The organism is Mycobacterium sp. Soil_C_30 (genome assembly GCF_057656995.1).
This window is the reverse complement of sequence record NZ_JBDGJH010000003.1, coordinates 331,998-353,895: the sequence shown is the minus strand read 5'-3', so window position 1 is coordinate 353,895 and position 21,898 is coordinate 331,998. Positions and strand designations below refer to the sequence as shown.

At 67.5% G+C, this 21,898-nt stretch carries 20 protein-coding genes; 10 read left to right on the top strand and 10 right to left on the bottom strand.

The genetic code is table 11. The features are described from left to right. Positions 1 to 10 precede the first annotated feature (10 nt). From AC3A6P_RS07395 to AC3A6P_RS07385, 3 genes are all read right to left on the bottom strand, one after another. A complete protein-coding gene (locus AC3A6P_RS07395; protein WP_487690612.1) occupies positions 11 to 487 on the bottom strand; it encodes a MarR family winged helix-turn-helix transcriptional regulator in 477 nt (158 codons plus the stop codon). Positions 488 to 530: 43 nt separating this feature from the next. Beyond that, a complete protein-coding gene (locus AC3A6P_RS07390) occupies positions 531 to 1,196 on the bottom strand; it encodes a hypothetical protein (RefSeq protein WP_487690240.1) in 666 nt (221 codons plus the stop codon). Between the two features lie 63 nt (positions 1,197 to 1,259). Beyond that, positions 1,260 to 1,616, bottom strand: coding sequence for an STAS domain-containing protein (locus AC3A6P_RS07385; RefSeq protein ID WP_487690237.1), 357 nt, complete (start codon positions 1,614 to 1,616; stop codon positions 1,260 to 1,262). A gap of 72 nt (positions 1,617 to 1,688) precedes the next feature. Here AC3A6P_RS07385 and AC3A6P_RS07380 point away from each other — a divergent pair, with 72 nt between their 5' ends. From AC3A6P_RS07380 to AC3A6P_RS07370, 3 genes are read left to right on the top strand one after another with little or no spacing between them, the layout of a single operon-like run. After that, positions 1,689 to 2,489, top strand: a complete 801-nt coding sequence (locus AC3A6P_RS07380) for an alpha/beta fold hydrolase (protein ID WP_487690234.1) — start codon at positions 1,689 to 1,691, stop codon at positions 2,487 to 2,489. Further along, positions 2,489 to 3,655, top strand: a complete 1,167-nt coding sequence (locus tag AC3A6P_RS07375) for a SpoIIE family protein phosphatase (RefSeq protein WP_487690232.1) — start codon at positions 2,489 to 2,491, stop codon at positions 3,653 to 3,655. The genes AC3A6P_RS07380 and AC3A6P_RS07375 overlap by 1 nt, the downstream gene beginning before the upstream one ends. Positions 3,656 to 3,674: 19 nt before the next feature. Next, positions 3,675 to 4,784 (top strand): epoxide hydrolase family protein, encoded by a 1,110-nt coding sequence (locus AC3A6P_RS07370; protein ID WP_487690229.1) that lies wholly within the window; start codon positions 3,675 to 3,677, stop codon positions 4,782 to 4,784. Here AC3A6P_RS07370 and AC3A6P_RS07365 read toward each other — a convergent pair. Further along, positions 4,781 to 5,911: an alpha/beta hydrolase fold domain-containing protein gene (locus AC3A6P_RS07365; RefSeq protein ID WP_487690226.1), complete on the bottom strand. Its 1,131-nt coding sequence runs from the start codon at positions 5,909 to 5,911 to the stop codon at positions 4,781 to 4,783. The genes AC3A6P_RS07370 and AC3A6P_RS07365 overlap by 4 nt on opposite strands. A gap of 197 nt (positions 5,912 to 6,108) precedes the next feature. Here AC3A6P_RS07365 and AC3A6P_RS07360 point away from each other — a divergent pair, with 197 nt between their 5' ends. Next, a complete protein-coding gene (locus AC3A6P_RS07360) occupies positions 6,109 to 6,663 on the top strand; it encodes a helix-turn-helix transcriptional regulator (RefSeq protein WP_487690223.1) in 555 nt (184 codons plus the stop codon). Here the strand turns inward: AC3A6P_RS07360 and AC3A6P_RS07355 are convergent. Then, positions 6,618 to 8,036 carry an amidase gene (locus tag AC3A6P_RS07355; RefSeq protein WP_487690220.1) on the bottom strand — a complete coding sequence of 473 codons (1,419 nt, stop codon included), beginning with the start codon at positions 8,034 to 8,036 and terminating at the stop codon, positions 6,618 to 6,620. The genes AC3A6P_RS07360 and AC3A6P_RS07355 overlap by 46 nt on opposite strands. Before the next feature lie 138 nt (positions 8,037 to 8,174). Between AC3A6P_RS07355 and AC3A6P_RS07350 the strand changes: the two genes are divergently transcribed. The 4 genes from AC3A6P_RS07350 (at position 8,175) to AC3A6P_RS07335 (ending at position 14,617) form a co-directional block, all read left to right on the top strand. Next, on the top strand, positions 8,175 to 10,601 hold the full coding sequence (locus tag AC3A6P_RS07350; protein ID WP_487690216.1) for a GcvT family protein: 2,427 nt from the start codon (positions 8,175 to 8,177) through the stop codon (positions 10,599 to 10,601). A 43-nt stretch (positions 10,602 to 10,644) separates the two neighbouring features. Beyond that, positions 10,645 to 11,427 carry an IclR family transcriptional regulator gene (locus AC3A6P_RS07345; protein ID WP_487690213.1) on the top strand — a complete coding sequence of 261 codons (783 nt, stop codon included), beginning with the start codon at positions 10,645 to 10,647 and terminating at the stop codon, positions 11,425 to 11,427. 149 nt (positions 11,428 to 11,576) lie between these two features. Further along, positions 11,577 to 13,340: a BCCT family transporter gene (locus tag AC3A6P_RS07340; RefSeq protein WP_487690211.1), complete on the top strand. Its 1,764-nt coding sequence runs from the start codon at positions 11,577 to 11,579 to the stop codon at positions 13,338 to 13,340. 329 nt (positions 13,341 to 13,669) lie between these two features. After that, positions 13,670 to 14,617 (top strand): AraC family transcriptional regulator, encoded by a 948-nt coding sequence (locus tag AC3A6P_RS07335; protein ID WP_487690208.1) that lies wholly within the window; start codon positions 13,670 to 13,672, stop codon positions 14,615 to 14,617. A gap of 4 nt (positions 14,618 to 14,621) precedes the next feature. On the opposite strand, the gene AC3A6P_RS07330 is transcribed toward AC3A6P_RS07335, so the two are convergent. The 5 genes from AC3A6P_RS07330 to AC3A6P_RS07310 are packed head-to-tail and all read right to left on the bottom strand — an operon-like array spanning position 14,622 to position 19,374. Beyond that, positions 14,622 to 15,479: a polysaccharide deacetylase family protein gene (locus tag AC3A6P_RS07330; RefSeq protein ID WP_487690206.1), complete on the bottom strand. Its 858-nt coding sequence runs from the start codon at positions 15,477 to 15,479 to the stop codon at positions 14,622 to 14,624. Then, a complete protein-coding gene (gene speB / locus AC3A6P_RS07325; protein ID WP_487690203.1) occupies positions 15,479 to 16,444 on the bottom strand; it encodes an agmatinase in 966 nt (321 codons plus the stop codon). Before speB ends, AC3A6P_RS07330 begins: the two co-directional genes overlap by 1 nt. A 14-nt stretch (positions 16,445 to 16,458) precedes the next feature. Further along, a complete protein-coding gene (locus tag AC3A6P_RS07320; RefSeq protein ID WP_487690201.1) occupies positions 16,459 to 17,223 on the bottom strand; it encodes an SDR family NAD(P)-dependent oxidoreductase in 765 nt (254 codons plus the stop codon). Further along, positions 17,220 to 17,936 (bottom strand): SDR family NAD(P)-dependent oxidoreductase, encoded by a 717-nt coding sequence (locus AC3A6P_RS07315; RefSeq protein ID WP_487690199.1) that lies wholly within the window; start codon positions 17,934 to 17,936, stop codon positions 17,220 to 17,222. The genes AC3A6P_RS07320 and AC3A6P_RS07315 overlap by 4 nt, the downstream gene beginning before the upstream one ends. After that, complete coding sequence (locus AC3A6P_RS07310) at positions 17,905 to 19,374, bottom strand: APC family permease (RefSeq protein ID WP_487690197.1); 1,470 nt, start codon at positions 19,372 to 19,374, stop codon at positions 17,905 to 17,907. Before AC3A6P_RS07310 ends, AC3A6P_RS07315 begins: the two co-directional genes overlap by 32 nt. Positions 19,375 to 19,516: 142 nt before the next feature. On the opposite strand from AC3A6P_RS07310, the gene AC3A6P_RS07305 reads away from it, so the two are divergent. Both AC3A6P_RS07305 and AC3A6P_RS07300 read left to right on the top strand, forming a co-directional pair. Continuing rightward, positions 19,517 to 20,890 carry a PucR family transcriptional regulator ligand-binding domain-containing protein gene (locus tag AC3A6P_RS07305; RefSeq protein ID WP_487690195.1) on the top strand — a complete coding sequence of 458 codons (1,374 nt, stop codon included), beginning with the start codon at positions 19,517 to 19,519 and terminating at the stop codon, positions 20,888 to 20,890. Between the two features lie 124 nt (positions 20,891 to 21,014). Then, positions 21,015 to 21,479, top strand: a complete 465-nt coding sequence (locus tag AC3A6P_RS07300) for a hypothetical protein (RefSeq protein ID WP_487690193.1) — start codon at positions 21,015 to 21,017, stop codon at positions 21,477 to 21,479. Positions 21,480 to 21,898 lie beyond the last annotated feature (419 nt).

Sequence of the window (21,898 nt, the reverse complement as noted above, 5' to 3'; positions counted from 1 at the left end):
GTCGTCGGGTCTAGTTTTCCAGGGCGCCGGCCGCGAGTGCGGCGGCGTTCACCCGGGTGAGGACGCGGTGCAGTTGCTCGAGTTCGGCCATGTCGACCCCGAGCCGGGCGATCACGGCGGGCGGGATGGCCACCGCCCGCTCACGCAGTTCCACCCCGGCCGCGGTGAGTTCGACGGCTGTGGAGCGCTCGTCGGCGACGCTCCGGGTGCGCGTGATGAACCCCAGCGCCTCGAGGCGTTTGAGCATGGGAGAAAGGGTGGCCGAATCGAGCTGCAAGGTGGTGGCGATCTGCTTCACCGACAGCGGCCCCGGACCGTCTTTGCGGCGGTCCCAGAGTGCGAGCATCACCAGATACTGCGGGTGCGTGAGACCCAGCGGTTCGAGCAGTGGACGGTAAACCGCAAGGACCGCGCGATTGGTGACCGCCAACGCGAAACAGACTTGCTGTTCGAGTGCGAGGGGGTCGGCCTCACGTACGGTCTCGATCGTCACGCTTAGATAGTACACTAATTGTTAGTGCCCTAACGATCTACGTGCCCAGCTCTCCCGAGATCCCACGTTCGATCTGAGCCCGCGCCCGCTCCGGCAGTACCACCAGCCCCTCCAGCTCTCGCCTCGCGAGGCCGTACGCCCGCTCGCGTTCCTGTTGCGTCGCCCCGTCGTCGGTGGCCATTCTCAGCAGGTTCTGCGCGCGCGCCACCCGCTGCTGGTCGTCCTCGGCGAAGTAGCTCCGCTTGCGGCGCGTCGCTTCGGCCTCGGCGACAGCGAACGCGCTGACGTAATCCTCGACCGCGGCGCGGTACTCGGCGGCGGCATCACGGTCGTCGAGCAGCGCCTCCGCGGTTGCGGGCCGCAGCAGATCGGCGCGCCACTTGGCCCGGTGGAAACGCTCGGTGACGGGCTCGGACATGTCGGTCATCAGCGGATAGTCCAGCAAGGTGACCGGGTCGAGCTCGTACTCCAGCCATCTGGTGTCGGTGCGATCATGCTCGCCGATCGTGCGCTGGATCGCGCGCCAGCGCGCAGCCTGGTTGGTCGACCCGGTTTCGGCGACCACGGCCGGGGCCGGTGCCGTCCCCTCCGGATCCGTCGCCTGTCTCCGGAATCTCGAGACGGCCTTCGAGCCCGCGAAGATGACGCCGATCAACGGAACCACGATGATCAGCAACTCGATCAGCCGGATGACCAGGCCCACTCCTCCAGGATGCCACCTGGTGCCGGCCTGCTACCTCATGTCAAGATGCGCGCCTGGTCGACGTCAGCCCAACGACAGCAGCGCCGCCTCCAGGGTGGGGTGCACATTGAGTACGTCGTCGAGCCCCACCAGCTTGAGCGGCCTGCTGGTCGCCGGACCGTCGGCGACCACAGCGAACCCGGCTTGCTCGCCGATCTGTTCCTTCGCCTTGACGAGCACCGTCATGCCGGCCGAGGCCAGAAAGGTGACCTTGCTGAGATCGATGACGAGCGCGCGCGGCGAGCCTGCCAGCGCGGTGCCGAGGGCGGTGCCGAGCAGCGGCGCGGTGAGCATGTCGACCACGTCGTGAACCTCCACCACTGTGATGCCCTCCACCACGTGTTCGTGCACGGCGAAACCACCGGATACGTCGTCCGTCATCACCTCTCCCCACGGTCGCCGTGCCTACCGTGCAGTATCTCAGCACACGGACCTGATGGGAGTATTGGGGACATGGACGTCCGAGCGCGCAACAACGTGCACGTTGTGGGGCGCGACGACGGGCCGACCATCGTTCTCGCGCACGGCTTCGGCTGCGATCAGAACCTGTGGCGTCTGGTGGTACCGAGGCTCGAGTCCGAGTTTCGTCTGGTGTTGTTCGATCATGTCGGGGCGGGATCATCGGATCCCGACGCCTGGGACGCCGCGCAATACACAACACTGCAGCGCTACGCCGACGACGTTCTGGAGATCGTGGACGGGTTGGGGCTGCGGGACGCCGTGTTCGTGGGGCACTCGGTGGCCGCCATGATCGGTGTCCTGGCCGCTGTCGCCGAACCGAGCGCCTTCCGCGGGCTGGTGCTGCTGACCCCGTCGCCCTGTTACCTCGATGACGACGGCTACCGCGGCGGCTTCTCCCGGCGCGACATCGACGAACTCCTCGAGTCGATGGAGAGCAACTACCTGGGGTGGGCCAGCGCCATGGCGCCGGCCATCATGGGCACCCCCGATCGTCCCGAACTCGGTGACGAGCTCACCGACAGCTTCTGCCGGACCGAACCGTCGCGGGCGCTGGCCTTCGCCCGCACCACCTTCCTGTCCGACAACCGAGCCGATCTCGCCAAGGTGCAGGTGCCCACCCTGGTCGTGGAATGCTCTGACGACACGTTGGCCCCCCGTGAGGTCGGTGCCTACGTCCGCGACCACATTCCCGGTAGCGAGCTGGTGACGCTTCAGGCCACCGGCCACTGCCCCCACCTGAGTGTGCCTGAAGCCACCGCGGCAACGATCGCCGCCTTCGCCCGACGCGCCTGATGTCCGATGCGGCGCGTGTGGACCTCGGCGACTTCTTCGACAACGCTCCCTGCGGGTTCGTCACCGCACAGCCCGACGGCCGGCTGACCGACGTGAACGCCACTTTGACAAGGTGGCTCGGTTTCACACGAGAGGATCTGCTGGGCAAGCGTTTTCCCGATCTGCTCAACGGCGGCGGGCGCATCCACTACGAAACGCACTTTGCGCCACTGCTCCAGATGCGGGGAGAGCTCAGCGGGATCACCGTCGATCTCGTGGCGGCCGACGACAGCCGTATCCCGGTTTTTGTCACCGCCAACGTCAAGTTAGGCCCGAACGGTGAGGCGGTGGCCCTGCGCATCACCGTGCAGGATGCCCGCGAACGCCGTTCCTACGAACGCGAACTCCTGCACGCGCGGCAGCGCGCCGACACCGAACGCGAACGGGCACAGGTACTCGCCGACACCCTGCAGCGTTCCCTGTTGCCGCCGAAGCTGACTCCGCCCGACGGGCTCGACGCCGCCGCTTACTACCACCCTTCGTCGGGAGACGATATCGGCGGCGACTTCTACGACCTGTTCCCGCTCAGCCGGCATCGGTGGGGCTTCTTCCTCGGCGATGTGTCGGGCAAGGGTGCCGGGGCTGCTGCCGTCACCTCTCTGACCCGCTACACCCTGCGAGCCGCCGCGGTCTACGACGACAACCCGACGAGGGTGCTGGCCAATCTCAACGCGGTGCTGCGGCCCGAATTCTCCACCGCGGATCCCCGGTTCTGCACCGTCATTTTCGGTGTGATCACGCCCTGCACAACGGGTTTCGATATCGACCTGGCCTCCGGTGGCCATCCTCCCGCCCTGTTGCTCACCGCAGACGGACACGCCCGCCACGTCGACCTGGCCGGCGGCCAGGGAATCGGCCTGTTGGACACGCCCCGCATCGTGGCGGCGCCGCTGCACTTGTCGCCCGGCGACACCCTGGTGCTCTACACCGATGGATTGACCGAAGCCAGAGTGGACGGGACGGGCCGGTTCGACGACGAACACGCGCTGTTGCGGTTCGCCGCCGAGCACGCGCCGGCCGCCGCGGCGGAGTTCGTCACCCTCACCCGCCGACTCCTGGCGAGTTTCGGTCAGGGGCTCGAAGACGACGCAGCCGTTCTGGCGCTGGGGGTCCCGCCGAGCCGGTGACGTCGGGCACAATCAGGTGATGGCCGATGTGCACCCGTTCCGCATCTCGATTCCCGATACCGTCTTGACCGATCTGCAAGGGCGGCTTCGCAATACCCGCTGGCCGGAGCCGGAACCGGTCGACGACTGGAGCCAGGGCATCCCGTTGGCCTACACCCGCGAGTTGGCCGGGTACTGGGCCGACGGCTACGACTGGCGAGCCAGGGAAACCGCACTCAACCGGTTCGACCAGTTCATCACCGAGATCGACGGCGTCGATATCCATTTCATCCACCAGCGCTCGCCCCAACCGGATGCCTTCCCGCTGATCATCACCCACGGGTGGCCGGGCTCGGTCGTCGAGTTCCAGAAAGTGATCGCCCCCCTCAACGACGCCGGCTTCGATGTGGTGTGCCCGTCGCTGCCCGGCTACGGCTTCTCGGGTAAACCCACCGCCACGGGCTGGGGGGTCGAACGGATCGCCGCCGCCTGGGAGACTCTGATGGTTCGGTTGGGCTACAACCGCTTTGGCGCCCAAGGCGGTGACTGGGGCGCGGCCGTCACCCGCCAGATCGGACGCAACGTCGGCCATTGCGTGGCGATCCACACCAACATGCCGATCGGCAGTCCGCCCGCCGAGGTGCTGGCCAACCCGTCAGAGGAGGACAAACGGGCCCTGGCACGCGTGGATCACTACCGGAAGTGGGACTCGGGCTATTCCAAGCAGCAGTCCACCCGGCCCCAGTCCCTGGGATACGGTCTGGTGGATTCCCCGGTGGCACAACTGGCCTGGATCGTCGAGAAATTCTGGTCCTGGATGGACTGCGACGGCCACCCCGAGAACGTGCTCACCCGCGATGAGTTGCTCGACAATGTGATGCTCTACTGGGCCACCGCGTCGGGCGCCTCCTCGGCACGGCTGTACTGGGAGAGTTTCACCAGCTTCGGCGGTGGCGAACCGGTCCGGCTGCCCACCGGTGTCGCGGCGTTCCCGAAGGAGATTCTGCAGGCGCCCCGCACGTGGTGTGAAGCCAACTACGCCAACATCACCCGTTGGACCAAGATGCCCCGCGGCGGTCACTTCGCAGCGTTCGAGCAGCCGGAACTGTTCGTCGACGACGTGCGGGCGTTCTTCGACAGCGTCCGTTAGACGGCCACTGCCCCCGCGGCACGATGCTGTTGGTGCACCTCGTTGAGGAATTTCGCCGCTTCGACCGAACACCGCCGGGCATGTGAGCTGTCCACCAGATCGAAGGCATGCCCGGCACGTGGAATCTCGCAGTACTGCACCGGGTTCCGCGACGTCGCCCGCAGCGCATCCCGGAAGGCGCGCGCCTCGTCGACGGGGATGACGACATCACTGTCGCCGTGGATGAGGAAGAACGGCGGTGCGTCTCGATGGATCCGGGCCATCGGTGACGCCGCCGAGAACACATCAGGGTACCGTTTCTGCTTGCGGCCCACCACAACTCGCTCCAGGAAGCCCTGGAAGTTCTCCCGCGCAGCCGTGGACCGGTCCTGCCAGTCGTACCGTCCGTAGATGCCGACCACCGCGTCCACCGACGTGTCGGCGTGCTCCAGCAGTTCGCCCCGGAACGCCGGGTCACCCGGGGTCAATCCGGCCAGCGCCGCCAGATGCCCGCCGGCCGAACAACCGGCGATCGCCACGAACCGGCGGTCACCGCCGAATCGGTCGACGTTGGCGCGCGCCCAGGCGATCGCGGCATTGACGTCGGCGATGTGCCGGGGCCAGCGATGCACGGGAGACACCCGGTAGTCCATTGTCAGACACACCCAGCCCTGCTTGACCAGGTGATGCAGCAGCGTGTGCCCCTGCAGCACGCGCGTGCCCTGCACCCAGGCGCCGCCCGGTACGAACAACAGCACCGGGGCCGGGCCCGGTGGCAGGTCGGGCCGGCGCCAGACGTCGAGCAGCTGTGCCGGGTGATCGCCGTAGCGCACGGAACTGCGGTAGAGACAGCGGCGCCGCTGCGCACTGGCGCGAAGAAACGGCGGGACCCGAGTGCCGCGGGTCTGCTCCGCCAGGTCCACGGCAGTGTCGATCACGGCCTCCGCGTCATCGGCCGGGGCCGCCGCGGCACCGGATCGGCGGTGGATCGCCGCCCGCATCGCCGTCGGGGCGTAGTGGCCGCCGTAGAGTGCCATCGCCGTCAGACCGGCGAAGGGCTCGAGGTGTTTTCCCACGACCGGCAATGACGAGTACAGCCGCGTCGAGGCCAACACGAGGTCAAAGGGATGCAGTGATGGAAGAGCCATGACAGCTCCTTCCCGCAGGAGGCAGTGTGACGCCGCCTGGCTGCAGCGTTGGCCCTGGCTACCCGTGTTCGCCGAAGCTCAAACCGCAAAGCCGTCACAATGCCGTCCACCCTCGGAAACGCGGCCGTTACCAGCCGTAACGGCGCCGTGACGGCCCACCGGCAGGACCAGAAATGGTCCACCGCCAGGGTCGTGATGTGGACTTGTCACCTCTGCCCGGACTGTTGTCACCGGTTCCCGAACGGCGCGGCCTGGCCCTGCTCGAACTCCTGACCGCCTCCGGCGGTGTCACCCACGGTGAGCTTCGCGCCTTGGACGCGCGCGGTGACCACGTCGCGGTGGCCGCCCTGGGCTCCGGCCGCGCCGCCGCGACGACGCGGCACGTCCTCGCGGCCGGCGGCCATCGCGTGGGCGAGTTACGCATCGGCGTCGGACGGGTGTCGGCCCACACGGTCACCGCTCTGACGCCTCATTTCGCCGCGGTCGCCGAGGTGGTGAGCCACCGACTGCGGTTGGGCCTGACCACCAGGGAGCACATCATCCTGAGCGCGCTGGCCGAGGGTTACACCAACGCCGAGATCGCACAACGGGAGTGCGTGGCCGTTCGCACGGTCACCACCCATGTGGAAGCCATCTTTCGCAAGCTCGGCGTCACCAACAGAGTCCAGGCGGCTCGAGTGGCCATGGACTGCGCCATGGTGCCGCGTCAGAGGTTCGGCGTGACGCCCGCCCACGGCCTGGCGGCCTCGTAGTTGGCGGCGGCGCGCAGCACGTCCGCATCGCCGCGGTGCCGGCCCGCGATCTGCAGACCCACCGGGCGTCCGTCGGCGGTGAAGCCGGCGGGTACCGAGATGGCCGGGGTGGTCGTCATGTTGAACGGGTAGGTGAGCAACCAACCGAGCAGCCTGCGTTGTAGCGATTGTCCGTCCAGCCACTCCGGCGCGAACCGGTCCAGGGGGAACGATGCGGTGGCCAGGGTGGGGCTGACCAGGAGGTCGTAGCGGCGCATGAAGGCGCTGAAGGTATCCCACATCCGGCCGCGGAAGGCTTCGGCCCGACCGATCTCGACAGCGGTGAGCGCCTCGGCCTGGGCGAAGATCTCGATCAGGTTGTCGTCGACCTGACCGTGCATCGACTTCCAGTCGAGCACGTCGTACTCGCAGGCATAACCGGGCACCCACAGCGCTTTCCACATCGCCTCCTCGGGGTCGCCCCAGTCCGGCGTCGCCTCCTCGACCACTGCGCCGAGCGATTCGAACACTTTGACGGCCTCGGCGCAGACGGCTGCGACCTCGGGGTCCACCTGCCCCAGGCCGAGATCGGGTGACCACGCCACGCGCCAACCCGCGATGTCACCGTTGACGGCCGCCGCGTAGTCGATCCCGTCGGCGGGAACGCTGTTCGGGTCGGAATCCGACGGCCCGGCCATCACCGAGAACATCAGCGCCGCATCGGCGACCGTCCGGGTGATCGGCCCGTGGAAGATGTGCGTGTAGTGCCTGCCGTCGAGCAGGGTGTGTGGGATCCGGCCCAGCGAGGGTTTGAACCCGACGACGCCGCACAACGCGGCGGGAATGCGCACCGAGCCGGCGCCGTCGGCCCCTTCGGCCAGCGGACCGAGGCCGGCGGCCACCGAGGCCGCCGCTCCCCCACTCGAACCGCCCGCCGTGTGGCCACGCGTCCACGGATTGTGAGTCGGGCCGTACAGGTGGCTGTCGGTGCCGCCGTAGTACCCGAATTCCGGTGCGTTGGTCTTGCCCAGGAACAGCCCGCCGGCTTCTTTCATCCGCGTCACCACGGTGGCGTCGTGTGTTCCGACGGTGCCGCCCAGGGGTTTCAACGAGGAATCGAAGGGCAGCCCCGCCATGGTGGTCAGACCCTTGATGGAGAACGGCACGCCGTGCAGCGGTCCGCGGGTGGTACCCGCGGCCAGTTCGGCCTGCAGTTCGGCGGCATCGGCCAGCACCTGATCCCGATCGAAGTGGATGTAGGCGTTGAGTTCGGGGTTGACGGCCTCGATCCGGTCGGCGAACGCGGTGGCCACCTCCGTCGGTGACAGCGACCCGGCCCGGATCTGGCCGGCGAGTTCGGTGGCAGGAGTCCAGCACAGTTCGCTAGCAGACATCGGCACAGCGTAGGAATTACCCGCGGCCCCACGCACCGGCGAAAATACGTATTCGAGACCACCTGTTGCGCGGTCCCACACACCTGGATAACGTTGCGCCTACCGCATGGGTTGCTTTATGTGCAACAGGAGCGCTGCATGACTGGTCGCAAGGTTGTCATCATCGGCGCGGGAATCGTCGGGACGTCGCTGGCCGATGAGCTGACCTCCCGCGGCTGCACCGACGTCACCGTCCTCGACCGCGGTCCGCTGTTCATCACCGGCGGCTCGACCTCCCACGCGCCCGGGCTGGTCTTCCAGACCAACGGATCGAAGACCATGAGCGAGTTCGCCCGCTACACGGTCGAGAAGTTCGTCGGCCTGAACGCGTTCAGCCAGGTGGGCGGGCTGGAAGTGGCCACCACCCCGGCCCGCTGGACCGACCTGCACCGCAAACTCGGCTGGGCCAGATCCTGGGGCATCCCTGGGCAGCTGCTGGACGCCCAGCAGTGCGCACAGCTTTATCCACTGCTCGACACCGACCGCATCCTCGGCGGTTTCCACACCCCCACCGACGGTCTGGCCAAGGCCTTGCTCGCCGCCACCGCCCAAGCCGAACGCGCCGGCGAGAACGGCGCGCGGTTCGTCGGCAACCAGGAAGTCTCCGACATCCTGGAACGCAGTGGCCGGGTGGTCGGTGTTCGCACCACCTCGGGTGACGAATTCGCCGCGGACGTGGTGGTCTCGGCCGCCGGGTTCTGGGGTGCGCAACTCGGCGCGAAGGTCGGCCTGACGGTGCCATTGGTACCGATGGCCCACCAGTTCGCCAAGACCGGCCCGGTGCGCGGCCTGCGGGGGCAGGATGAACCGGGCATGCCGATCTTGCGTCACCAGGACAAGGACCTGTACTACCGCGAATACGGCGACCGCCTCGGTATCGGGTTCTACGGGCACCGTCCGATGCCCGTGGACATGCGGACGTTGCCCACCGACACCGCCGGCCAGCCGATGCCGTCGATGCTGCCGTTCACCGAGGATGACTTCGCCCCGGCGTGGGCAGCCAGCACGGACCTACTCCCGGCGTTGGCCGATTCCACGGTCGACGAAGGCTTCAACGGGATCTTCTCCTTCACCCCCGACGGCTTCTCGATCATGGGCGAACACCGCGACCTGGCCGGCTTCTGGGTGGCGGAGGCCGTATGGGTGACCCACTCCGCCGGAGTGGCCAAGGCCATGGCCGAATGGATCGTCGACGGGACTCCGCGGACCGACGTCCACGAATGTGATCTCTACCGGTTCGAGGAGTGCGCCACGAGCCCGGAGTTCATCCTCACGACCAGCTCGCAGGGTTTTGTCGAGGTCTACGACATCATCCACCCGCATCAATACCGTTCCGAGCCACGCGATCTGCGGGTGAGCCCGTTCCACCGGAGGCAGACCGAACTCGGCGCCTTCTTCTTCGAGGGTGCGGGTTGGGAGCGACCGGCGTGGTACGACGCCAACGCCGCACTGGTGACCGAATTGGCTTCCCAGGGTATCGCTTTCCCCGAACGTGACGAGTGGTCGGGCCGGTTCTACTCGCCGATCTCGATCGCCGAGGCCCGGTGGACCCGCGAGCACGTCGCGCTGTACGACATGACGCCACTCACCCGCTACGAGGTGAGCGGCCCCGGTGCCTGCGCGTTCCTGCAAGCGCTGACCACCAACAACGTGGACAGAAAGCCCGGCGCAGTGTCGTACACGCTGATGCTCGACGAAACCGGGGGTATCCGAAGCGATCTCACGGTGGCGCGCCTCGATGCGGACCTGTTCCAGGTGGGCGCCAACGGCCCGCTGGACATGGACTGGATGCTCCGGCACCTGCCCGCCGGCGGCGTCACCGTGCGCGACATCACCGGCGGCACGTGCTGTCTCGGAGTGTGGGGGCCGCGGGCCCGCGATCTGGTGGCACCGCTGTGCGCGGCCGATATCTCGCACCAGGCCTTCGGCTACTTCACGGCGCGCCGCACGTTCATCGGGCCGGTGCCGGTGACGATGATGCGAGTTTCCTATGTGGGCGAATTGGGTTGGGAGATCTACACGTCCGCCGAGCACGGGCTCACGCTGTTCGACCTGCTCCACACCGAAGGCCGACGGCACCGGGTCATCACGGCGGGCCGGATCGCGTTCAACAGCCTGCGGATGGAGAAAGGCTACCGGTCCTGGGGCACCGATATGACCGCCGAGCACCAGCCCGCCGCGGCAGGTGTGGGTTTCGCGGTGTCGGACCGCAAGGCCGACTTCCTCGGCAAGGCTGCACTGGACAGATCCACCGCACCGGCAGAGGTGCTACGCAGCATCGTCTTCGACGACCCGCACGCCGTGGTGCTGGGCAAGGAGCCGGTCAGTATCGACGGGTCCGTGGTGGGGTACGTGACCAGCGCCGGTTATTCGGCCACCATCGGCCGCACCATCGCCTATGCCTGGTTACCCGCCGGGGTGGCTGCCGGTGATGCCGTCAGCGTCGCCTACCTGACCGACACCTACGCCGCGACGGTGGCCACTGAGCCCGTGGTCGACCCCGAGATGACGCTGATCCGGCGATGACTCGTCACCTCGAAGGTTGATGATGCTTACACTGGGACCCGCCATGGCTGCCGAGAATCCGTCCGAGAAGAGCCCGGCAGCCGTACAGTCCGTGGACCGCGCACTGATGGTGCTCGAGATCCTGGGCAAGCTGGGTACGGCCGGTGTCACGGAGATCGCTGCCGAGCTCGGCGTACACAAGTCCACGGTCTCTCGGCTGGTCGCTGTCCTGGAGTCCCGCGGGTTCGTCGAGCAGCTCTCCGACCGTGGCAAGTATCGGCTGGGCTTCGCGATCGTCCGGCTGGCCGGGTCCACCAGCGCCCGGATGGACCTGGCCAAGGAGAGTCAGCCCATCTGTGATGAGCTGGCCCAGCAGAGCGGGGAAACCACCAATCTGGCGATCCTCGACGGCGACCGGATCATCAACATCGTCGAATCCCACGGTCCCGCCGAGATCACGCTGCGTACCTGGGTGGGCCAGAACTGTCCGGCGCACGCCACCTCGAGCGGTAAGGCACTGCTGGCCGCACTGCCGCCGGCCGAGGTCCATGAGCGGCTCGGCTCGCAGCTGGCCAAGTTCACCGACAACACCATCGGCGACGAAGCCGAACTGGCCGCTGAACTCGACCGGGTACGCGACGCCGGCTGGGCCAGCGTCTGCGAGGAACTCGAGGTGGGTCTCAACGCCATCGGCGCGCCGGTGCGCGACGGTACCGGCAAAGTGGTTGCCGCTGTGAGCGTTTCGGGTCCGGCGTACCGGTTGAAGCCGGCCCGGTTCGATGAGGTGGCCACCATGGCCGTGCTCGCCGCCGCCCAGATCAGCCGAAGACTCGGCCACCTGGGCTGACGTCGCCGGCCCTTCGCGACCGGCACACCTGTTTTGACTCATTCCGCCCATGCGTGGACTCGCAATGTTGTTTAATACGCAACGCGTGCGCAATTCGCAACATGCAGAGTTGGGGCCAAGCCGGCCACACCACGACGCAAGGAGCCGATATGTCGCTCGACACAGGCGGTGCCGCCGAGTCCGCGGACACCACCGACCTCACCGAAACCGGGCCGCGGCAGGCTCACCCGCTGGCACCGATCACCGCCCCGGTGCACCCCAGGGACCCGAACCCCGGCCGTGACTGGGTGGTTTTCGGCGTCACCGGAGCCTTGTCCATCGGGTTTGTGGTCTGGGGACTGATCGATACCCCCAGCTTGGCGTCGGTGACGGCCGGCACCAAGAACTCATTGATCGAAGGACTGGGCTGGTTCTTCGTGCTGGCCGCGAGTTTCTTCGTCATCTATGTCCTGTGGCTGGCTGCCAGCAAGTACGGCCGGATCCCGCTGGGCTGTGACGACGAGCGGCCGGAGTTCCGGACCACATCGTGGATCGCGATGATGTTCAGCGCCGGAATGGGCATCGGCCTGATGTTCTGGGGCGTGGCCGAGCCGCTCAATCACTTCGTGACGCCACCGCCGGGCACCACCGAAGCCCAGTCCGACGCCGCGTTCCAGACCGCGATGGCCACCACGATGTTCCACTGGGGGCTGCATCCCTGGGCCATCTACGCGGTCGTCGGGCTCGCCATCGGCTACGGCATGTACCGCAAGGGGCGTTCCCAGCTGTTGTCGGCGGCATTCACCTCACTGTTCGGCGACCGCGCCAACGGCCCGGCCGGCAAGGTGATCGACATCCTGGCGATTTTCGCCACACTGTTCGGCTCGGCCGCGTCGCTGGGACTGGGCGCGCTGCAGATCGGCGACGGGCTCGAGTTCAGCGGGTGGGTGGGCACCGTCGGGACGCCGATCCTGGTCAGCATCATCGCCGTTCTCACCGTCGCCTTCATCCTCTCGGCGGTGTCGGGCATCGCCCGCGGTATCCAGTGGCTGTCCAACATCAACATGGTGCTGGCCCTGACCCTGGCGGTGTTCGTCTTCGTGGCCGGCCCAACCCTGTTGATCCTCAACCTCATTCCGAGTGCACTGGGCGACTACGTCCAGGATCTCGTCGGGATGAGTACGCGTACCGACGCCAACGGCGACGCCGAGTTGGCCGCATGGCTGTCCGGCTGGACCATCTTCTACTGGGCGTGGTGGGTGTCGTGGACACCGTTCGTCGGCATGTTCATCGCCCGCATCAGTCGCGGCCGCACCATCCGTCAGTTCGTCACCGGCGTGCTGCTGGTCCCGACTCTGGTGAGCTTGGTCTGGTTCTCGGTGTTCGGCGGTTCGGCGATCGAACGTCAACGCAGCGTGGGCGACATGGTGGGCCAGGACGGGTCCGTCGACAGCACCGGATCGCTGTTCACGCTGCTGGACACGATGCCCCTGGCCGGTGTCACCACAGTGCTGGTCATGGTCCTCGTCGCGATCTTCTTCGTCTCCGGCGCCGACGCCGCCTCGATCGTCATGGGTTCGCTGTCCGAGCGGGGTGCGCATGAACCGCGCCGCGCCACCGTGGTGTTCTGGGGGTCGCTGACCGGGGCCGTCGCGGCGATCATGCTCATCATCGGCGGGGGCGGAGCGGACGCATTGACGGGACTGCAGAACCTGACCATCGTGGCGGCTGTGCCGTTCGTCCTCGTGATGGTCCTGCTGTGTGTCGCGCTGTACAAGGACCTACGCAACGACCGGATCGTCGTGGTGAACCGCCGCAGCACCGAACTGGTCGAACGCGCGGTGGTCACCGGTGCCGGGCATTACGGTGACAACTTCGACTTGGTGACCCGGTACCACAAACTCGACTCGACGCCCCCGAAAGAGGGCCGCTAGCACCCGTTTTCAGAGATCGTCGGAGCGGCCGTCGCAGGACGCACAATCGGCCTCGTCGAAGCCGAAGGAACCGCAAGAGGGGCAGATGAAGTCGAGCATGGGAACCGCCTTCTGAGCACGCTGTGAACTGGGGCGCCGGTCGGCTCCGGCGTAGCTTGCCTTTACCCGACGGTGCTCGTGGTGAAACACCTGCTTTTCCCGGGACGAAATGGGGGTTGCTGTGTGGCGCCGGAGATGATTTGCTGACACCGAGGCGCCGGTAGCACGAACCTAGAACAGCCCTGGGTGTGCACGGCGCGGGGCGCGGCCTGCCGACAAGGGGGTTACCTGTGGAAGACCTGCATTTCGACAGCACGGACCTGGCAGAGACCGAGGAATTTCTGATCAAGGCCTATACCACCATGCGGATCGGTGGGCGCAGTGACCACGCTCGCACCAGGATTGACCGCAAGTGGCTCGGGCCTGTCAGCATGGACACCCTGTCGTTCGGCTTCGACATGCAGTTCAACGTCCGGCCGCTGAGAAAGGTCACCATCGGGCGGGTGCACTCCGGCAGGATCGAGTCGCGGTTCGCACAGGTTCGCGACGTGTTCGGTCCCGGTGACACCATACTGATTGCTCCGCCGGATGAGCCCTATGCCGGTCAGGTTTGCCACGCGACCTACGACGCCACCATGTTCGACACCGAACACCTCAATCGCGCCGCCTCACCCGCTGCCGGCGCCGAAGGCACGAACGTGTTACTCACAGGGCACCGGCCGGTGTCGAAAGAGGCCGGCGAGCGGCTGAGCGGACTGATCGGTTATCTGCGCGACAGCGTGCTGGCCAACCCGGACCGCCACCGCTCACCTCTCGTCGCCTCGACTGCCACAATGCATTTGGCGAGCGTGGTACTGGAGACCTTCCCCAACAATGCCCAGCTCGACACCACGGCCGCAGATCGCCAAGGCGTCAAGGCCGCCGTGCTGCGCAGGGCCATCGCGTTCATCGACGACAACGCCCACACCGACGTCTCGATCGTCGACATCGCCCGGCACGTGAACATGACACCGCGCGGGGTGCAGTACATGTTCCGCCGCGAACTCGACTGCACGCCCATGGAGTACACCCGGCGGGTTCGCCTCGGCCATGCCCACCGCGAACTGACGGCCGCCAGCGCCGACACCAGCACGGTGGCTCAGATCGCCACCCGCTGGGGCTTCGCCCACAAGGGTCGATTCGCCCGGAGCTACCGTCAGGCCTACGGGAGATCGCCGCACGAGACACTGCTGGGCTGACACCTCACCGCGGAACATCCGGCGGGGTGATCGATCGCGGTGAGAGTCCGAGCCCACGAACGTGTTCGGCGATCTCGCCCAGGTTCGTCACCCAGACCTCGTCGTGCTCGAGGACGTAGCGCATCAGGTCGTCGAGCTCGGCGGCCCGGGAGGGGCGGCCCGACAGGAACGGATGGTTGGTCAGCACCCAGCAGCCGCCGGCGCGGCGCAGCCCGTCGAACTCCAGCTGCCACAGCTCGCGTGCCTTGCGCGGACTCTCGATCAGTCCGCTACCGCTGATATCGGGCAGGAAGCAGTACTGCTCCCAGTCGTCGAGCGCCCACTGGATCGGAATCTCCACCAGAGATACGCCCGGCGTCACCGCCAGTTCGTAGGGCGCATCGGCGTCCATCAGGCTGGAGTCGTAGAGGAATCCACGGTCGGCCAGCAATGCCGGGGTGCGCCACGACAGGTCCCACATCGGCGCGCGATATCCCACGGGCCGTACCCCGGCGACCTCCGCCAACGCCGCCAGCCCGCGGTCGATGACGTCGATCTCCTGCTCGAGGGTCAGCTGGGTGGGCTGTTCGTGCAGATAGCCGTGATGGGCGATTTCGTGGCCGGCCGCCACCACGCTGCGGATCGCCTCCGGATAGCGGTCCGCGGTGTGCCCGGGCACGAAGAACGTCGAACGGATCTGGTGACGCTCGAGCAGATCGAGGATCCGCGGAATCCCCACCAACGGACCGTAGGCCTGATGGCTCATCACACTCATCCGGGCGCCGACGCTCTCGTTGCCCCAGAGGACCGCCGATTCGGCATCGACGTCGAAGGTGAAGGCGGCGGCCGCGGTTTTCCCGGCGGGCCAGCTGAATTGGCTCATCACCCGACCATAAGGGTGATCAGCTCGTAGGCGATGTTCGCGCCGGCGACGGCGGTGACCTCGGCATGGTCGTAGGCCGGAGCCACCTCCACCACATCGGCTCCCACGATGTTGAGCCCACGCATGGCCCGGAGCACCGCGATCAACTCCCGACTGGTCATCCCGCCGATCTCCGGAGTACCGGTGCCCGGCGCGAAAGCCGGGTCCAGCACGTCGATGTCGATGGACACGTACACCGGGTGCGCACCGACCCGTTCCAAGACCCGCTCGATCACCCCGTCCACCCCGATACGGTCGATGTCGCGGCAATGCACCACGGTGAAGCCGAGTTCGGCGTCGTCGAGCAAGTCCGCCCGGTCATAGAGCGAGCCCCGGATGCCGACGTGCGCGGAGTGGTCCTTGACCAGCAGCCCCTGCTCGGCGGCGCGCCGGAACGGGGTGCCGTGTGTACACGGCGCGCCGAAGTAGGTGTCCCAGGTGTCCAGGTGCGCATCAAAATGGACCAGCGCCACCGGGCCGTGGATCTCGTTGGCCGCCTGCAACGCCGGAAGCGCAATGGTGTGGTCACCACCGAGGAGCACGAATCGCTGGGCGGGACGGCCGATCACGCCCAGTATCCCGGTGCGGATCTGATCGACGGCCTCGCCGATGTCGAAGGGGTTGGCCACGATATCGCCGGCGTCTACCACCTGGGCGGCCGCAAACGGTGCCACATCGAGCGCGGGGTGGTACGGCTTGAGCAGGCGCGACGCCTGCCTGATGGCCGACGGGCCGAACCTGGCACCTGGCCGGTAGGTCACTCCGCTGTCGAACGGGACTCCGACGACGGCGACGTCGTAGTCGCCGACGTCGTGGCGTTGCGGTAGACGCGCGAACGTGCCCAGGCCCGCGTACCGCGGAACCTGTTGCGCATCAACCTGTCCGAGAACACCGGATTCCGACCGCACGTAGGGTTCGCTGGGCAACACAATCTCCTTCTCTAGACCCGGCTGCGGGTGGATCCGCCGTTGCACGAGATCACCTGACCCACCACAGCCTCGAGCTCGAAATCCGAGAGCATCTCGACGGCGGCGGAGATCTCGTCCGCGATGCCGATGCGACCCAACGGGATCGCTGCCGAGTAACGCTGGTGGATGACGTCGAGTCCGACACCGGCGGCGTCGGCGTCGATCTGCAGTTGCGGGGTGTCCACCACACCGGGCGCCACCGCGTTGACGATGATGTGCTCCGGCGCCAACTCCCGGCCCAGCGTCTTGACCAGAGAGATCAACCCCGACTTGGCTGCTGCGTACGCGGTGGCCTCAGGCCAGCCCGTCACCCCCCACTCACTGGCGATGACGACGATGCGCCCGGCACCGACGGTACGCATGTAGGGCAGCACCGCCTGCACCAGATGAAAGGTACCGCCGAGGTTGGTGTCGACCACCTTCCACCAATCGGTGTCGTCGTGCTCGAGCAGGGGCCCCATGGTCATGTACGCATGGTTGGCGACGAGGATGTCCATCCGGCCGGTGATGGATCCCACTTCGCCTGCGATGCGGCGACATTCGTCCGGATCGGAAACGTCCCCTGCCGCGGTCACGCCGCCGACCTCGGCGGCCAGTGCGTCCAGTTCGGCCGTGTCGCGCAGGTCGTTGACGGCGACGGTGGCGCCGGCGGCGGCCAGCCTTTTGGCGTGCGCCGCGCCCATCCCCTGCGCCGCTCCGGTGACGAGCGCGACCCGGCCGTGCAGATCGGTACTCATATCACCGCTCCCGAGTTGACGTTGACCACGTCGCCGACGCTGAAAGTGGCATCGCAGACCAGGTATTCGACACAGCGCGCCACTTCACCCGGCTTCGTGAGCCGCCGCAGCGGTAGCGTCGCCAGGTAGTCGGGCGCCCGCCAGGGTGAGTCGGCCGCCAGCAGCGGCGTATCGGTGGGGCCGGGCGCCACGGCGTTGACCCGCACTCCCCTGTCGGCCACCTCGGCGGCGAGGCTGCGAACGAACCCCAGGATGGCGCCTTTGGCCGCGGCGTAGTGGGCGTCCTGGTCGCCTCCGCCGACGGCCAACTCACTGGCCACCGCAACCAGGCTGCCCCGGCTGCCGATGAGATCGGGCAGCGTCGCCCGCGCGACGTTCACCAGTCCACCCAGGTGCACCCGCAGCATCCGCCGCCAGGCCGCTGTGCTGATCTCGGCGACCGGGGCCATCTCGTAGTAGCCCGCCGAGGTCACCACCGCACTGACCGGGCCCAGGCTGTCCCGCAACTGGGCCACGGCGTCGGCCACCGCGGCGGCATCGGAAACATCCACTGCCCAACCATTTTCAGAATCCCGGGGGTCGAGGTCCAGACAGCCGACGGTGAACCCGCGCGATGTCAGCGCGTCGACTACGGCGGCGCCGATGCCGCTGGCCCCACCGGTGACCAGCGCGACGCGGCGCTCAGTCACCGGCCACGGCCCGTTGCTCGTCATAGTCGTCGGTGGGCGCGGCGATCCGCGACCGCACACTGGCCAGGATCAGGGTTCCCAGCACCGCCAGCGCTGCGACACCGATCCACACCGACCAGTCCAGGAAACGCTGCTCGAAAGCGGCTCTGGGCCAGGCGATGTTGAGGAACTGCAGCACCGCCCACACCACCGCCACCACGGCCACCGGCACGGTGAGCCGTCGCAGGTTGAACGCGGCGGGCTGCCAGGCGCGGCGGAGCACCACCACCAGGAAGCCGATGAGCGGGAACAAGAAGGCGAGATAGAAACCGCCCGCGGTGAAGTTGACCATCAGCGAGTAGACGTCACCGGCGACGATGCTCAGCAGGAACAGTCCCGCCCCGATGACGGTGGTGACCAGGATGGCCACCACGGGGATCCGGGCCCGGCCGCGCAGCTGCACCAGGGTGCCGGCCGCCGGCAGTGCGCCGTCGCGGGCGTAGGCCCAGATGACCCGCGACGCCGAGGTCTGCAGCGCCAGGAAGCTGGCCAGGAAGCCGATGACGAACAGGACCTCGACGGGTTTGGCGATGCCATGCCCCAACGCGGTGGTCAGTGTCTCGTACACCGGGTCGGCCACCGCGCCTTCGGCCACGGCGTCGAGATCCGGGATGGCCAGGATGATCGCGAGGCTGGAGTAGCCCACCACCAGGGCGATGAACGCCAGGGAGAACAGCACCGCCTTGGGGAGGTCGCGGCGGGGTTCGTGGACCTCTTCGGCAATGGAGCCGGCACTTTCGAAGCCGACGAAGGACCAGCCGATGAACGCCACCGCCATCAGGAACGGACCACCCAGGTAGCTCCACGTGTCTGATGAGACTCCGGGGCCGGACCCCCCAAATTCGAACAGCACCGACAGAGAGTTCTGCCGGTGGAACAGCAGCAGCCAGGTGCCCAGCACCACCGAGCCGATCACCTCGGCGATGATGCTGCCGATCATGAAGACCTTCAGCGCGCCACGGCCGATCAGGTTGACGGCCGTGCCGGCCAGCAGGATGGCCAGTGCGATCAGGGCGAGCGTGCCGCCCGATGGTTCCTCGACGCCGGCGATGTTGGCCACGAACCCGGCCGCTCCGAGCGCGACCGTGGCCATGGCGATCACCAGCGTCCACATGTAGACCCACCCCGCGAACCAGCCGTAGGTGGTGCCCAGCAGCCGGCGCGACCACTGGTAGATCGAGCCTTCCAGGGGCCAGCGCGACACCAGGGTGGCGAACACCAGCGCCACCAGGAACTGACCGGCGAACACCAGCGCGAAACCCCACCAGAAGCTGGGGCCCGCGGACGCGATCGCCAAACCGAAGATCCCGTACAGGGCGACGATCGGCGAGATGAAGGCGAACGCGAAGGCGAACGCCGACCACAACGAGAACTCACGGCGCAGCTGCTGGGGCTGCTCGAGGGGGCTGACCGCTGACGACATGGCAGGAACTATCACGCTCGACGTGCGCAGACGCCAGGGCATCGGGCGAATACGCAGAGATCGCACCGTGGCGGGGTGCCGGTATTGCACGATCGCACAACGACGCGGCCCGTTGATGTGACGCTGACGTTACGCTCGCCTGATGTCCGACGCCCGCCCGGAGCAGGCTGCGCCGACGCTGCGCGACCTGCTCGATGCGCCCGGACTGGGGCTGTCGGTGCCCGACGGCGAGACCCAGGATCTGGACCGGGCCATCAGCTGGGCCCACACCACCGAGATGCGGGATCCTTCCCGCTATCTCCGGGGCGGCGAATTGGTGTGCACCGTCGGGCTCAGTCTGCAGACGCCGCAGGACTGTGCGGTGTTCGCCGAATCATTGGGCCGGGCGGGTGCCTCGGGGGTGTGCTTCGGCATCGGGGACGGCCACGACGACGTGCCGGCCGCGCTGTTGCTCGAGTGCCGGCGCCACGGCTTGCCGATTCTGGTGGCCCCGCCCAGTGTGCCGTTCAGTCAGGTCAACCGGTTCGTCGCCGAATTCTGGTTGGGCTCCGAGATCGCCGTGGCACGGGCCACCAATGCCCTTGTGCCCGAACTGCTGTCGTCGCTGCGGCGTCACGAGTCTGCGCGGCAGCTGCTCGACGGCGCCGGCCAGATCCTGGGGTGTTACTTCCTGCTCGAGCCTCCGGGAACCGGCGACGGCGAAGGCGTGGAGGTCGACGTGCCGGGCGTCGGCACCCTGGTGTGGGTGGGCCGCGGCGACCGCCCGGAACCGGCCCTGCTGAACCTCATCGCCCGGTTCGTCCGTGCTGCCCAGGGTGAACGCGATATCGAGGCCGCCCTTGCCCGTGAGCGGGTAGGCCAGCTGTTGTCGCTGGTGGAGCGGCGCATGCTGCTGCCGGATGCGTTGAGTCAACTGTTGTCCTGGGCCGGGTTCACCGCCGGGGAGCTGAGTTGCTCGGCGTGGCCCGCGGGCGCCGGTGCGCTGTTGTCCATGGCGTTTCCCGAGGCGTTGATCGGCGACGCTCCTGATCTGTGTCTGATGCTGACCGTCGGTGCGCTCGAGACCTCCGAAGAACTCGCGCTACCGTCCGGTCATTCGGCCGCGGTACCGCTGACCGATATCGGGTCGGCCATCGCCCAGGCCCGGATTGCGCTCGATCTGGCGCAGCACCGCGGGGGCCGCGTCGGCCCGGATCAGCTCAGCACGCTCGAGAGCCTGCTCGAGCAACTGCCGAACGCGGCGCTGGCTCCTTTCCGTCAGCAACTGGTCGATCCGCTGGCCGACCTGGATGCCCACCGCGACACCCAGCACATCCGCACCCTGCGGGTGTTTCTCGCGGCCAACGGGTCGCTGAGCGAAACCGCCAAAGAGCTGTACCTGCACACCAACACCGTTCGGCACCGGCTGGCTAGGATTCAGGAGATCACTGGCCGAGATCCTTTGCAGCACAACGACTTGACTGCATTCGCCATCGGGCTGAAGGCTCACGACCGCGACCCCGAACGGCAGTCCTGACCGCGAAATGTGAACGGCGAATTCCACGTCGTCTGATCGTTCACCAACGGTGTGTATAACGGATGGTTATTCGGGAATGACTAACCGGTGAACAGCTGGCGGAATCGGTGAGGCGGGAGTGGCGATGAATCCTTTTACAGTGGCCGTTCGAGGGGTGACGAAAGCGGCAGACGCCACCACCGCAGCGGCCGGCGCCATCAGTGGCGCCGCCATCAACGGCGCAGTCGGCGGAGTGCGCGGCGTGGCGAGCGGGGTCCGCTCCGGACTCAGCAGCGGTAGCCAGTCCTCAGCTGCGGCGGCGCTGACCATCGGCGCCATCGGCGCGGCCGGACTCGTCGAGTGGCCACTGCTGGTCGCCGTCGGCGGTGCGGTTCTGGTGGTGCATCAACTGAGCCACCGCGTGGACGGCGGTGCTCCGGCGAGCTCACCGGCCCCGACCCCCGCTGCGGCGCCCACCTTGTCGTCCGTGCCCACCGCTGCCCCGACCGCTCCGCGTAAAACCGCCCCGCGCCCAACGGCATCCACCCGTAAGCCCGCAAGCGGGGCCCGCAAGTCCACCGCTGCCCGGCGCTCCTCCACCACTAAGTGAGGGCACTGCTCGGGCGCCTGTTCGACACCGCGGTGACGGTTGCCGCCGCCCCTGTCGTGCTGACGGCTGCCTGCGCCAGCACCGGTCTCAAGCTCACGTCCTCCGCGGCAGGCACTCTCAGTGACACCTTCTCACCGAGCCTGAGGAACGGTGCACGTGCCGTCGTCAGCGAACTCGTCGGCGGGACACCCGCACGCCGTCGGTGGAGTAACAACAGCCGCTGCTGGATAGAGGTGCACGGACTGTCCGACGTACCGGCACTGGCCGACGCACTCGTCGAAGCGGTGCTGGCGCAGCCGGGTGTCTCCTCGGCGCAGGTCAACCATGCAGTCTCCCGGCTGATCGCCACCGTCGACGAGACCGCCCCCACGCTCGAGGAGCTCACCCAACTCGTCGCCGATGTCGAAGAGTCGATACTG